The sequence below is a fragment of the Vibrio sp. V15_P4S5T153 genome (assembly GCF_963874485.1).
Lineage (GTDB): Bacteria > Pseudomonadota > Gammaproteobacteria > Enterobacterales > Vibrionaceae > Vibrio > Vibrio anguillarum.
On the sequence record NZ_CAWNHR010000017.1, the window covers coordinates 248,309 to 260,336 of the forward strand.

A 12,028-nucleotide genomic window follows, 5' to 3' on the forward strand; every position below is an offset into this window, starting at 1 on the left:
CTATCCTAAATTTTTTCTTTTTACAATTTGGCTGTTTTTCGGAATCATCAAAAAATCACATTGATTCATGAATGGTAAGTCGCTGAGAGAATCACCAAGACCAAATACCAGGTCACTGCTTGTGATTCCAAGCTTTTTATAAATAAACTCTACTGCTTTCGCCTTGCTGGTGTACGGAGGTAAAATGTCAAATGTTCTGTCATTCCAATGAATGGCGAACTCATCAAATTCTCTGTTTGAGTTAACAAAACTATGAAAATGATAGAATAGCTTTTCTAGCTTACTTGAGTCTTTTGATTCGACTTTCAAATTAAAGTAGCAGGGATAACCGTAGTTTTCCTTCACGCCAAACATAGTTGGCTGAATATTAATCTCATTAACTAATGTTCGAACTAGATCTACAAGCTGTTGAAACTTTTCATTATGAATACTAATTTGATCTTCCAAGTATTCTTTCCATTCAGGATCAATAGCGCCATTCGGCGCAAGAACGATTGTTCCATGACAGATTGCTTTGTATGAGTCAAAATCCATTGAAACACGATTAAAACTATTAACGGTTCTTGCGGTTACTGGGATCAGAGTGCCGTTTTTCTTGATAAGATCAATAAACTGTTGCTGAGCAGGAGTGCTAAAACCTTGCATGTCGCCATTTTCTTTAAATGAAACGAGTTTACAGTTTTCAGTATCAACGCTGCACTTATGCGCAGACTGAAAGAGTGAATCATCTAAGTCACTAAAACAATAAATCATACTTACCTTTATTTATCTGATTATTAAGATTTTCATGAATTATATGTTTTTTTGGTTCGTTGTCAATGAAAAGATGAAAGGCATGAATTTTAATGATTAAGTATATAGAAAATACAAGAAAAGAAGTGATTAAAAATGATCATATTCTAAGTTTTGTCTCTGGACTTTTGGGATTGGGTTTGAGTGCTATCACTATGTGCTCAATTCTTCATTCATTCGAAAAATCAACACTATTGATTGAAGCGTTGGCGTTTTTGGGGTTGTCTTCAATCACAATCTTAAGTGCTGGTGTGACTCTTAACGAAATTAGAGGATTAGCAGAAGAGCATTTATATATTAAAGCTAATAAAAAGTTACCTTGATATGAATGCCTATCATATCGAGATTAGACCCCGAATGTAGTAAGATATCGGATCTCAGCCTATTATGGATGCCTATTCCATCATATCAGCATTTTAAAAATGGTGGGCAGGGGAGGGATCGAACCTCCAAGGTCTGAGACACTGGATTTACAGTCCAGGGCGCTTCCACTTACGCGCTACCTACTCTTAATTAGCGGGATTTATGATTTATCCAACTATTTAATTTGGCAGAGGATAAGGGACGTACCCTTGGGACGCTGTTAACATCCTACAGTTCCTACAGTTTTCAAGACTGTTGCTTTCGCCGCTCAGCCAATCCTCTATTAAATTCTGAAGAACACTCTTGAATGCTCTTTAGAATTTGGTGCTGACACTGGGAGTCGAACCCAGACACCTTACGGTAAGAGATTTTGAATCTCTCGCGCCTACCAATTACGCCATGTCAGCATGGTGGTTGAGGAAGGATTCGAACCTTCGAACTCCAATGGGAGATCTGATTTACAGTCAGAGGCGTTTAGCCACTTCGCTACTCAACCAATTTGTTATGGTGCATCGTCCAGACTCGAACTGGTACAGTGTTTCCACCAGTAGGATCTAAACCTACCGCGCCTACCTATTACGCCATAGATGCAAGTTTGGCGGAGAGAGCGGGGTTCGAACCCGCGAGGCGCATTCTCTGCGCCTGCTAGCTTTCCAAGCTAGTGCATTCAGCCGCTCTGCCATCTCTCCAGTGTAAATGGGGTGATAGAAGGGAATCGAACCCTCGACTTCCTGAATCACAATCAGGGACTCTAACCAACTGAGTTACTATCACCAGTATTCTGGTGGGTGTACAAGTAATCGAACCTTGCTGGTGGCTTTCGCGCACAGTGGGGTTACAGCCCACTCACGATCCATACGTGACTACACACCCGAAATTTTGTGCTTCTAACCAGAGTCGAACTGGTACGGTGTTTCCACCAGCAGGCTCTCAACCTACCGCGCCTACCTATTACGCCATAGAAGCAGATATGGGGTGACGGACGAGACTTGAACTCGCGACCTTCTGGTTCACAGCCAGAAATTCTAACCACTGAACTACCGTCACCATAATTTGGCAGAGGATAAGTTTGTACCCTTGGGACGCTGTTAACATCCTACAGTTTTCAAGACTGTTGCTTTCGCCGCTCAGCCAATCCTCTATTAAATTCTGAAGAACACTCTTGAATGCTCTTTAGAACTTGGTGCTGACACTGGGAGTCGAACCCAGACACCTTACGGTAAGAGATTTTGAATCTCTCGCGCCTACCAATTACGCCATGTCAGCATGGTGGTTGAGGAAGGATTCGAACCTTCGAACTCCAATGGGAGATCTGATTTACAGTCAGAGGCGTTTAGCCACTTCGCTACTCAACCAATTTGTTATGGTACATCTAACCAGACTCGAACTGGTACGGTGTTTCCACCAGCAGGTTCTGAGCCTGCCGCGCCTACCTATTACGCCATAGATGCAAATTTGGCGGAGAGTAAGGGGTTCGAACCCTCGCTGCACTATTAGTACAGTCTCCCTTAGCAGGGGAGTGCAATCAGCCGCTCTGCCAACTCTCCAAATTTTTGGTAATAGAGGGGAATTGCCCTCTCAACCACTATCACCAATATTCTGGTGGATGTACAAGGAATCGAACCTTGCTGGTGGCTTTCGCACACATTGGGGTTACAGCCCACTCACGATCCATACGTGACTACACATCCGAAATATTAAGGAATATAAAAAATATTCCTATTTAAAATGGTGCTCAGTTCAGATTTGAACTGGGACAGTGTTTCCACTAGAAGGCTCTCAACCTTCCGCGCCTACCAATTACGCCACAAGAGCATGTTTTGAAAATCAACTAGTTTTTAATTGACTTTAAAAACAATAAGGGGGCTTCCGTAGAAGCCCCCTTATAGACATATCGCAGATCATAGATACGATAGGTCTGGAAGCTTCTAGTTACATTGCTTCCAGGTATACGTATCTGGTCACAATGCTACGTAGATAGCAGTGAATAACTTAGTGAATAATGTAAATGCGATAAGTAAGACATAATTAAACCGTATAAAATTAAATTTAAAACAAACCAAGACGAAAAGGGGAGACTAATTATAGCCTCCCCGATATAGATTGAACTTATAGATTCAGCCTATAGATTTACAGAAATGAAAACTCATACTTCTGCCAGGGAGCGTGTGCTGAACCTGACAGGTGCAACACAACCTAGTTATAAAGCGATAGATAACTTAGATGTAAGTATGAATGTAACATTTTCATTTCCTCAAAAACTTATTTGAAAAACGCATCGGAATCTGTTCCCGTGCTTCGATGATTAAAATATAAAACTAAACTTAATCTTCGTCAACCCATAAATCGAAAAAAACTAAACTTTTTAATGAAAACTTTTACTTTCATCTGTCGAGTATAGAAAATTCCATAGATTAATCAATGAGATGCGTTTGAAATCAAGAAGTTTGTTTTTTTCAAATATTTTTTCTTTTTGTTCTTTTAGTGTCCCTTCAAAACATAACTTAGGTAATTCACCAACAAGTTTTGTGACAGTTGCTAATGAACCTAAGAAGTCTTCACCATCAATAGTTAATGTAGAAACATCAATACCTAAATCTTCAGAACTATTGATTATCCTCTGAGCGTTATTGTAGAACCAGGTTGAAAATACCATGAACTTAGTCACCTGATGTATAAACTCGGCATCAATATCTTTTTCAGCGCACTCTACAAGAGTTAGTGTAGTAGGATCCAAGTCGATTTCTAATGTTGACGCGTTTTTATCTGATTTTTGGCAAAATGCTGAAGCAAAGTTGATGATGGTGAAGGTATAAAGATGACTACATGCTTTAAATGAATTGATATTATGGTCTAGCAATATCTTAATTGAGTCACCTAAATACCCAAGTGAAGACTCAACCTTAGCGCAAGCAATAGCAACATCAATATCTTTAGTGTTTCGGTGTTTGCGCACTAACGGTAAAGCTTCTCTTGTTAGTTTCTTCTCTAGATAGTTAGAAACAGTAACATCAATACAGTATGGGTCTCCATCTTCACACCCCTTTTCCAACAGAGTTAGTATCGCTTGACCAACATTAAGATTTTTCAAGCTTTTAAGGTGGCTGTAATCATCTGGCTCAAAATGACTTGAAGACAAATTTGTTAGTAAATATTCAATTGTAGTGTTATGGGAAAAATTGTTTAAAATCGTAACCGTGTTCTTATAATTCATGGACTTTATTCTTTATTTGCATTCGTTAAATGCATATAATATTTAACAATCAAAAGAAAATAAAGAGAAAGAAGAATGAATATTGATGAAATTTCTAAGTATAGTAGATATGAAGTTAAATCCAATAAAATAGCCATAAAAATCGATAAGAACTGTAATTTTAGAGGTAGTGATATTGATCAGCAAATCAAAGAAGCGAACGAACAAATAAAGGCGGACGGGGGCGATACTGTAATCTCTAGAAAAGGCAGTATTTTAACCATAAAATCAAAGTTTCCAGTTATCTTTAACCGTGCCTATAGATGGGATAGAAGCGATTTAATTGAAGGCGTCCGATACTATGTTTCAATTGCTAAGAAGAATGGTAGCAGAAGACTGCATTTAAACCTTGGCATCATTGAGTTTGTTAGTGGATTTGAAGGAAGCACAAAAAAATTTAGAGACTGCTTGAGAAGTTCTGTTTCTGGACTAATGAGTATTGACGGTGTAGATGAATATGACAGCGAAAAATTGACTGAATACTATAAAAAATTTATTGATGAACATTCAGTCGAATTTGTTGATAGACAGTCTTTGAGATTTGACTTCAATGCAACCGAAGGAATCAAAAGATCAATTAATAACAAGAAGTCTGAAATCGAGTTAATGAAATCTCGCGGGGCAACAGATGAGGATGTCGCGTATCTGAACGATGAGATGGAAATTGTATCGATTAAAGAGATTAAAGCAGAAATTGAAAAATTAGAAAAATCGATAGCAGACTTAAATGACAAAACACTAAGTGTGGAGTTTGACATTAGAATTGGTGATAATTACCTATACTTTATCAACACTAGAGCTGATGAAGGATTCTATACAGAGCTTCACAAGGCTTCAATCCAGTTATCGTTTTATAGTTCACTTGCTTGTAGATATTCCCCCCCAACAGAAATCACTTTTGCCTGCCAGGATGCATTCAAGCACCTAAAGAGAGAAGACCATCTATATATCAGCACCTTTATTAATGGTAATCGAATAGAGAATAAAAATCTCAATATACAACTTGGTTTAATTAAAAGAAAAAAAAGAGTTAAGTCATGAATATCGTTCAAAACATTTTTAACTACAAATCAAAAGAAGAATTGATGTCTGCGATACAAAAAAACTCTTCTAACTATCTAAATCAAAAAGAGATTGATCAGCTTCTGTGGGCTGATTCAAGTCGCAATTTGAAGTTAAATGACATTTTATTAGTTAATAAAATATCTGAAGAGGTGGTGCTATCGCATATGCGGCAGTTTACTATGTCTGTTTTATCAACTGAGCCAGATGTTTTTGATAAGCTATCTAGGTCGAGAAGTTATCAGGAAAATGTCTGGGAAATCAATAGTATGGTCGAAAAATTGGCGTCAACAAAATGTCAGGAATGTCTAGTATATTGCTCTGGAATGATCGGCAGTGAGTTGAAAAGTGTTTTAGGTCATTGTGAAGGGTCTATTTTTCATAATGAAAAAAATATTTATGACTTCATAAAGTCAATGCTAAACAATGTAATAAAAGAAGATCTTTTTGATATTTTAAGAAATAACCTATCAAGAATAGATTTTGTGAAAAAAGCAGAAGAAATCACAGGTCTTGCTTACGCACATTAAACAAATCTAATCATTTTTAACGATTAAAAGCCCGTCTATATGACGGGTTTTATTGATTAAAAAATACCATGCAAAATAATGTATTCAAGGTATTGATAAATAATTGGAAATCAGTATTATGTAATAATTCTTTAAAGGAAGGGTAATACAATGAAACCAGGGCATACTGGCGTTTTTCGATTATATAAAGCAACAGGTTATTCATTTAAAGGCATTAAGTCAGCATTCACTCATGAAGCGGCTATTAGACAAGAGTTCTTTGCTCTAGCTGTTTCTGTTTTGGTTGCAGCCTTTGGTGACTTCACAGTAATGGAGCAATTCATGCTGGTGGGTTCTGTTGTATTTCTAATTATTGTAGAACTGCTCAATTCTGCAATCGAAGCAGTAGTAGACCGTGTTGGTTCTGAAATTCACGAGTTAAGTGGACGTGCAAAAGATATTGGTTCCGCTGCGGTGTTTTTCGCTTTAGTCCTAGTCGCTCTAACTTGGTCTGCCGTTCTATTTGCGTAATATTAATTTATTAAAAAAATTAAAAAGAGGAAGTAAAGTTGACTACAGAAGCAGTTAATCCACCTGCTTCCTTTAGCATTTCATCGCTAAGGGAAAAATATAAGATCTCAATGACAGCATTTCTTGCAATTATGTCATTGTACTTTGGCTTTGTTCTGAATACTCCTGTTACTTCAAAACTTATTGAGCTAACGAAAGGTTCAGAAAGCCATCTGTTCTCATACACTTCACCATTATTGCTGTCATTTGCATTTTTCATCATTTTTTCAGCATTTGGATTTAAGTTTGTATTCAGACCTGTTTTTATCCTGTTTACTATTTCGTCAGCAGCCGCTTGTTATGCAACAAACACTTACCAGGTAATTTTCGATTATGGAATGATTGAAAATATCTTCGAAACACATTCAAGTGAAGCAGCTTCATATGTAAACATGCGTTCTGTAATGTACGTGTTCTTCACAGGTATTGTGCCTTCAATCCTTATCGCATTGGTTAAAATCGATACTGACAAGCCTCTAAAAACACGTATGATTCACCGAGCAGTAGGGCTAGTAGTAGCAGTAGTTGGTATTGTCGCTATAGCGGCTCTGTTTTACAAGGATTACGCGTCTGTAGGTAGAAACAATAAGTATCTAAACAAGATGATTGTTCCTACTCACATCTATTATTCTACTCGATACATTAAGAATACCGTTTTCCCTAAAGAGCAACTACCATTCAATGAATTAGGTGAGGATGCTAAAATGATCTCAGCATCTAATGGGAAGCCGACTTTGTTTGTTTTAGTGGTAGGTGAAACAGCACGTTCACAGAATTTTGCATACAATGGCTATCAGCGAGATACCAACAAGTATACAAAAGGTGAAGGCATTATCTCGTTTCAGGACGTAAGTAGCTGTGGAACTGCAACAGCGCACTCTCTTCCATGCATGTTCTCTAATATGGATAGAGACGGGTATAGGAAAGATGTTGCTAACAATCAAAGTAACGCATTGGATATTATTTCTAAAGCCGATGTCTCTATCTCATGGTATGAAAATGATGGTGGAGATAAAGCTGTAGCGAAACGATTAGAGCTAATTCAAATCGACCCATCATCTGATAAGCAACTTTGTGATGGGCTTACCTGTTATGATGAAGTAATGCTTAAGGATTTTGACGATAAAGTTTTATCTTCAGAAGGAAATAAAATGATTGCATTTCATACAATTGGCAGTCATGGTCCAACTTATTACAAGCGTTACCCATCAAGCATGACACAATTTACTCCTTCTTGTGATCGAAGTGATATTGAGAACTGCACCGATGAAGAAATCGTGAATGTATATGACAATACTATTGCTTATACAGACTACTTCTTAAGCCAAGTTATTAACAAGCTTAAGTCTTATCAAGATAAGTACAATGTAGCTATGCTTTACCTGTCCGATCATGGTGAGTCACTTGGAGAGAATGGTCTATACCTACACGGAACCCCATACGTACTTGCTCCAGAAGAGCAAACGAAAGTTCCTTTACTACTATGGATGGGAGAGGGGTATGCAGAGGCTAAAGGTATTGATGAAGCTTGCTTGAGAGAAAAAGCTGCATCAAATAGCTACTCTCACGATAACTTCTTCCATAGCTTAATTGATTTCTTCGGTGTTGAAACAAAAGATATCAATCCAGAAATGAGTTTTATTTCTGAGTGTAGAATTTAAATCTCATGAAATCAAAAAGACTGAATCTTAGCCTTAGATTCAGTCTTTTTTCATTAGATTGAATATTCAGCGCTAACCTCTTTAGAGGTTAGTCCTTGCTCCTTTAAAGCGCGATTTACAATTCGCTCCATAGATTCATATTTCATCGGCTTTCGATATGTAACAGACTTCCACACATCTTGAATTGACCGTAAGTCACCCCAAATGCTTCTTGGTGCGTAATACATTTCAAGAGGATCTGCTCCAAGTATCAATTCATTTCCTGCAATTGACCTCTCAATGATTTCCCACTCGCCCTTTACGTTTGATATATGAGCTTTTGCATACTCGATATCGGTTGTAACCCAATCACCAGCTTCGATTTCTTTTCCTGCTGGAAGGCAGCGATATACGGTGATTTTATAATCATCATCACTAAGTAAGTCAGGGTCACGCTCTAAAATTTCTGAAGCTCTACCTAAGCGAGTTAAACAACGATCACTGATATCATCCATATTTGGTCTCAATAGGATTTGGAACTCCTGAAAGTTTTCTGAATAATCCGCTAATCTCTGTATTGCTTCCCAAAAGTCTTCAGGCATAGGAGGAACATTTTTTATTCGCAACTCTCTTCTAAGATTTTCAGTTTTAGTCGCCTCACGTATTGCTCGGTTAATCTTTAGTTTTGGAGATAAATTAATCATATCCTTATGCATGTCTGAGATTACCTTAGATATGAATCCTTTGTATCTATCATAGCTATGCTTAGTAAACTCAAACCCATTATCTGTTTGTTTTACTATGGAAAATGAGCCATTCATCCCTATTGATATGATAGAGTTCTCGAATTTGATACCTACAAAATGAGAATCACCTTGTTCTGAAAAGTGAAAATCAGAGATTTTTTTATGCAGATCATCGACAAGATCATAATCGTCTTTTTCAACCTGAAAATATTCTCTAAATTCATCAAAAAAAATAGACTTGTCTTCTGCTGAAGAAAGCATGTTGGGGTGTTTGGAAATCCCATCTAATACACCTAATGTATTTTTGTCCTCTTCAATTTTTGACAGAATAAGCCATTTACTCATTTCTTCATTTTGTATGCTCATTGCATCACCTATTTATTATAATTTTTTTCAATTATATCATTATTATCATAAATTATGAGCATTTTATTCTTGGGATATCGCTCCACTGTGTTGTATATCGAGGTGTTAGCATATCCCTTCTCATTCCCCACTTTGGGTTGATACCTTGAGACCCAACGAAAAGGGTGTCAGATCCATATTTGTGGTTTATAGAATCAAGTACATGCATCAATTCGTCATTAACTGGTTTTTCGTTGAAAAGGTCATTTTGATAGTGCTTCCCATCGATAAGGCTAATCAAGCCAGCACCGATCTTGTAATAGCGAATACCCTCTTGAAATAATGCCTCTGCTGCGCGTGTCGCTACCTGTGAAAGATGAAGGGAATCAGAAGTTGGAAACGTGAACTCATGTAAAAATCTAAAGCTTCGGTGTGATTCATCATGTGGTGAATTGCCAGCAAAAAACATGATTGTCTTGCACAAAGAACCTTGTTCTCTAGCCTTTTTTGCAGCTATGCAAGCGTGTTTAGTCAACGCTTGTTCGAGGCTAATCTGGTCTGTGATCCTCTCTCCCATACTTCTAGTTGAGAATATCTGCCTTTTAGCTGGACGAACTGAGTCCCAATATAAGCACTCCTGACCATTAAGTTCTCTAACCGTTCGTTCAACATCCACACTGAAGTTTCTCTTAATTTTGTCAATTGGGGCGCTTGCCAAATCCCAAGCAGTATTAATTCCCATTAACTTCATTCTGAATGATAGCTGACTTCCTATGCCCCATACAGAAGAAACGGGAAGCTGCTTTAAAACAGCTTCAATTTCCTTATTTTCTTCAAGTACACAAACCCCTCTATACCCCAACTTCTTAGCAGCATGGTTCGCAATCTTAGCTAGTGTAAGCGTCTTAGAAACCCCTACAGCTACAGGTAGTCTACACTCTTTCCAAACAGCCCTTCTCAAGTTCATGCAATGAGTTAGCAAGCATGGAATTGCGGGATAAGTCCTTTTGAATGATAAAAAGGACTCATCAATACTGTATATATATTGCTCAGGCGCAAACCTACCAATTACCCCCATCATTTTCATTGAGAGGTCGGAGTAAAGCTCGTAGTTGGATGAAAGAGCTATGATGCCTTTAAGCTCACACATATCTTTAACTCTGAAGTAGGGTTCAAATTTCTTTATTCCTAACTCGATTGCCTGCCTGTTAGCCGCAACAATACAACCATCATTGTTACTCAACACAATGATGGGTTTCCCTCTCCAATCAGGTCTAAAAACAGATTCACAACTCGCGTAAAATGAATTTGCATCAACCAAAGCGTAGGTCATTTAAACAGCTCCAATGTTGATTGAGAGTGATTGCGGATAGAATGTATAACAACCCCTTCGAAAGAAAAAGAGTCGTATTCGGTAACAGGGACAGCTTGATATTTATCGTTAGCGGAAAGCAGTAGATGTCGCTTTTCATCCCATATTTTACAAACAAATTCGCCATTCAGTGTCGCGACTATAACGGAATGATGAGTTGCCACTTTGCTTCTATCCACGACTAGAAGGTCATTGTTGTAGATCCCCACACCTTCCATAGAATCGCCGTTGGCACAGCCTATCCAGGTTGAGTTAGGATTATGAATTAGGAGATCATCTAAGCTGAGTGACGAAGTATGGTAATCATTGGCTGGGGATTCAAACCCAGTGATTCCAGCAGAAGCTTTGAATGGGATGATGTTCATGATAAAACACTGTATGGATACACAGTGTTAAGTGTACTATCACGAACCTGTAACTGCAAACATGAAAAACATCAGAAATTGTAATATGAAGCCTGCTTAAGCAGACAATCATCGGTTGATTTCTCGTAGTCTAAAAACTGTCACATCAAGACTGGTAAGAAAGGAGTTTTCTGAGCACTTGGGTAAGTTTTACTGGAAGCCCGTTTTTTACAGCAGGAGCTATTGTTTGGTTAGTTGTGGAGGTGCGCCGCTAGACATCGTAAAACAGTATTTGGATCAGCAGGAAGGTTTTGATTAAAGCCACCACTTCGTGGTGGTGCGCCTTTCACCACCACCTAAATTAATTTCGCTTAGGCTCATTAGATTTAGATGGAGCACTTGGCGCTTTTGGGTAGAAAAACCATGAGGTTTCTACGGTCTGAAAGCATATCTCTTGCATAGATAGATAGGTTTGATTTTACTGCTAAAATATCAATATTATTCATAGATCTGTAGCTCTCATAGATATTATAATGATTGAATAAAAAATGATTTTGTTTGTTAATTAAAAAAGATACTGACAGAAAAAAGTCAAAAATCAAGCCTAAATACTCAATAAAGGATTAAAAATGAAAATATTAAAGACGCTCACATTGTCACTATCACTTGTATTCGCATCAAATGCCCTATCAGCAAATGTCGATGATGACAAAATATTACATTTTGGTGCGTCTACCGCGATAGGATTTGCTTCGCAGTCTTTCTTTGAAGATAAGGATTCTGGATTTTATACTTGCGCAGCAGTAGGTGTGGCAAAAGAACTGTACGACGAAGTTGATTACGGTGGATTTGATACAAATGACATGGTGATGAACTTGGTTGGCTGCGCAGTAGGAACCGTCATTGGTGATGAGCTTGGATTCAAGCTCGGCATGAGTAAAATTAGCGATGCTAATATGCTATCTATAAATTACTCTTTCTAGCTAGCTGAAAAAGTGTGATATAATTTAACAAATAAAAAGTCTGGCTGAA

General features: G+C 37.8%; 12 protein-coding genes and 16 tRNA genes. 7 read left to right on the forward strand and 21 right to left on the reverse strand.

Annotated elements, in window-relative coordinates; genetic code table 11:
- Positions 1-753 carry an HAD hydrolase family protein gene (locus AACT42_RS11505; protein WP_094131801.1) on the reverse strand — a complete coding sequence of 251 codons (753 nt, stop codon included), beginning with the start codon at positions 751-753 and terminating at the stop codon, positions 1-3.
- A gap of 92 nt (positions 754-845) precedes the next feature.
- Between AACT42_RS11505 and AACT42_RS11510 the strand changes: the two genes are divergently transcribed.
- Entirely contained in the window at positions 846-1,115 is a 270-nt protein-coding gene (locus tag AACT42_RS11510; protein ID WP_094131802.1) for a hypothetical protein, read from the forward strand.
- A gap of 100 nt (positions 1,116-1,215) precedes the next feature.
- On the opposite strand, the gene AACT42_RS11515 is transcribed toward AACT42_RS11510, so the two are convergent.
- The 17 genes from AACT42_RS11515 to AACT42_RS11595 all read right to left on the reverse strand — a co-directional run bounded on the left by AACT42_RS11515 (position 1,216) and on the right by AACT42_RS11595 (position 4,369).
- Positions 1,216-1,301: transfer RNA gene (locus AACT42_RS11515), tRNA-Tyr, on the reverse strand.
- Positions 1,302-1,340: 39 nt separating this feature from the next.
- Positions 1,341-1,437 (reverse strand) — tRNA-Ser (locus AACT42_RS11520).
- A gap of 40 nt (positions 1,438-1,477) precedes the next feature.
- Positions 1,478-1,562, reverse strand: a tRNA-Leu gene (locus AACT42_RS11525).
- A 1-nt stretch (position 1,563) separates the two neighbouring features.
- Positions 1,564-1,651: transfer RNA gene (locus tag AACT42_RS11530), tRNA-Tyr, on the reverse strand.
- 9 nt (positions 1,652-1,660) lie between these two features.
- Positions 1,661-1,746 (reverse strand) — tRNA-Leu (locus tag AACT42_RS11535).
- 5 nt (positions 1,747-1,751) lie between these two features.
- Positions 1,752-1,844: transfer RNA gene (locus AACT42_RS11540), tRNA-Ser, on the reverse strand.
- Positions 1,845-1,852: 8 nt separating this feature from the next.
- Positions 1,853-1,929 (reverse strand) — tRNA-His (locus tag AACT42_RS11545).
- Between the two features lie 108 nt (positions 1,930-2,037).
- Positions 2,038-2,121 (reverse strand) — tRNA-Leu (locus AACT42_RS11550).
- Positions 2,122-2,126: 5 nt separating this feature from the next.
- Positions 2,127-2,202, reverse strand: a tRNA-His gene (locus AACT42_RS11555).
- A 7-nt stretch (positions 2,203-2,209) separates the two neighbouring features.
- Positions 2,210-2,296: transfer RNA gene (locus AACT42_RS11560), tRNA-Ser, on the reverse strand.
- A gap of 40 nt (positions 2,297-2,336) precedes the next feature.
- Positions 2,337-2,421: transfer RNA gene (locus tag AACT42_RS11565), tRNA-Leu, on the reverse strand.
- Between the two features lies 1 nt (position 2,422).
- A tRNA-Tyr gene (locus AACT42_RS11570) sits at positions 2,423-2,510 on the reverse strand.
- A gap of 9 nt (positions 2,511-2,519) precedes the next feature.
- Positions 2,520-2,606 (reverse strand) — tRNA-Leu (locus tag AACT42_RS11575).
- A gap of 5 nt (positions 2,607-2,611) precedes the next feature.
- Positions 2,612-2,702: transfer RNA gene (locus AACT42_RS11580), tRNA-Ser, on the reverse strand.
- A gap of 53 nt (positions 2,703-2,755) precedes the next feature.
- A tRNA-Tyr gene (locus AACT42_RS11585) sits at positions 2,756-2,846 on the reverse strand.
- A gap of 38 nt (positions 2,847-2,884) precedes the next feature.
- Positions 2,885-2,970: transfer RNA gene (locus tag AACT42_RS11590), tRNA-Leu, on the reverse strand.
- Positions 2,971-3,520: 550 nt separating this feature from the next.
- Positions 3,521-4,369 (reverse strand): hypothetical protein, encoded by an 849-nt coding sequence (locus tag AACT42_RS11595; RefSeq protein ID WP_094182797.1) that lies wholly within the window; start codon positions 4,367-4,369, stop codon positions 3,521-3,523.
- Positions 4,370-4,444: 75 nt separating this feature from the next.
- On the opposite strand from AACT42_RS11595, the gene AACT42_RS11600 reads away from it, so the two are divergent.
- The 4 genes from AACT42_RS11600 (at position 4,445) to AACT42_RS11615 (ending at position 8,210) form a co-directional block, all read left to right on the forward strand.
- A complete protein-coding gene (locus tag AACT42_RS11600; protein WP_094182798.1) occupies positions 4,445-5,449 on the forward strand; it encodes a hypothetical protein in 1,005 nt (334 codons plus the stop codon).
- A complete protein-coding gene (locus AACT42_RS11605) occupies positions 5,446-6,000 on the forward strand; it encodes a hypothetical protein (protein WP_053319171.1) in 555 nt (184 codons plus the stop codon). The genes AACT42_RS11600 and AACT42_RS11605 overlap by 4 nt, the downstream gene beginning before the upstream one ends.
- A gap of 150 nt (positions 6,001-6,150) precedes the next feature.
- The gene (locus AACT42_RS11610) at positions 6,151-6,510 is read left to right on the forward strand and encodes a diacylglycerol kinase (protein ID WP_094132694.1); all 360 of its coding nucleotides are present in this window, start codon (positions 6,151-6,153) and stop codon (positions 6,508-6,510) included.
- A 110-nt stretch (positions 6,511-6,620) separates the two neighbouring features.
- Complete coding sequence (locus tag AACT42_RS11615; RefSeq protein WP_094132692.1) at positions 6,621-8,210, forward strand: phosphoethanolamine transferase; 1,590 nt, start codon at positions 6,621-6,623, stop codon at positions 8,208-8,210.
- A 53-nt stretch (positions 8,211-8,263) separates the two neighbouring features.
- On the opposite strand, the gene AACT42_RS11620 is transcribed toward AACT42_RS11615, so the two are convergent.
- Genes AACT42_RS11620 through AACT42_RS11630 form a run of 3 tightly spaced genes read right to left on the reverse strand, consistent with a single transcriptional unit; the run spans position 8,264 to position 11,017 of the window.
- Positions 8,264-9,301, reverse strand: coding sequence for a hypothetical protein (locus AACT42_RS11620; RefSeq protein WP_094132690.1), 1,038 nt, complete (start codon positions 9,299-9,301; stop codon positions 8,264-8,266).
- A gap of 52 nt (positions 9,302-9,353) precedes the next feature.
- Positions 9,354-10,613, reverse strand: a complete 1,260-nt coding sequence (locus AACT42_RS11625; protein ID WP_094132688.1) for a Y-family DNA polymerase — start codon at positions 10,611-10,613, stop codon at positions 9,354-9,356.
- A complete protein-coding gene (locus AACT42_RS11630; protein WP_094132686.1) occupies positions 10,610-11,017 on the reverse strand; it encodes a LexA family protein in 408 nt (135 codons plus the stop codon). The genes AACT42_RS11625 and AACT42_RS11630 overlap by 4 nt, the downstream gene beginning before the upstream one ends.
- A 115-nt stretch (positions 11,018-11,132) precedes the next feature.
- On the opposite strand from AACT42_RS11630, the gene AACT42_RS24815 reads away from it, so the two are divergent.
- Entirely contained in the window at positions 11,133-11,315 is a 183-nt protein-coding gene (locus AACT42_RS24815; protein WP_094132684.1) for a transposase, read from the forward strand.
- Positions 11,316-11,625: 310 nt separating this feature from the next.
- The gene (locus AACT42_RS11635; protein WP_094182799.1) at positions 11,626-11,979 is read left to right on the forward strand and encodes a hypothetical protein; all 354 of its coding nucleotides are present in this window, start codon (positions 11,626-11,628) and stop codon (positions 11,977-11,979) included.
- The last annotated feature ends 49 nt before the right edge of the window (positions 11,980-12,028 follow it).

Bases quoted from the DNA above. Each gene is read 5' to 3' on its own strand.
- AACT42_RS11505 (WP_094131801.1), bottom strand. From the start codon at position 753: ATGATTTATTGTTTTAGTGACTTAGATGATTCACTCTTTCAGTCTGCG.
- AACT42_RS11510 (WP_094131802.1), top strand. From the start codon at position 846: ATGATTAAGTATATAGAAAATACAAGAAAAGAAGTGATTAAAAATGAT.
- AACT42_RS11595 (WP_094182797.1), bottom strand. From the start codon at position 4,369: ATGAATTATAAGAACACGGTTACGATTTTAAACAATTTTTCCCATAAC.
- AACT42_RS11600 (WP_094182798.1), top strand. From the start codon at position 4,445: ATGAATATTGATGAAATTTCTAAGTATAGTAGATATGAAGTTAAATCC.
- AACT42_RS11605 (WP_053319171.1), top strand. From the start codon at position 5,446: ATGAATATCGTTCAAAACATTTTTAACTACAAATCAAAAGAAGAATTG.
- AACT42_RS11610 (WP_094132694.1), top strand. From the start codon at position 6,151: ATGAAACCAGGGCATACTGGCGTTTTTCGATTATATAAAGCAACAGGT.
- AACT42_RS11615 (WP_094132692.1), top strand. From the start codon at position 6,621: ATGACAGCATTTCTTGCAATTATGTCATTGTACTTTGGCTTTGTTCTG.
- AACT42_RS11620 (WP_094132690.1), bottom strand. From the start codon at position 9,301: ATGAGCATACAAAATGAAGAAATGAGTAAATGGCTTATTCTGTCAAAA.
- AACT42_RS11625 (WP_094132688.1), bottom strand. From the start codon at position 10,613: ATGACCTACGCTTTGGTTGATGCAAATTCATTTTACGCGAGTTGTGAA.
- AACT42_RS11630 (WP_094132686.1), bottom strand. From the start codon at position 11,017: ATGAACATCATCCCATTCAAAGCTTCTGCTGGAATCACTGGGTTTGAA.
- AACT42_RS11635 (WP_094182799.1), top strand. From the start codon at position 11,626: ATGAAAATATTAAAGACGCTCACATTGTCACTATCACTTGTATTCGCA.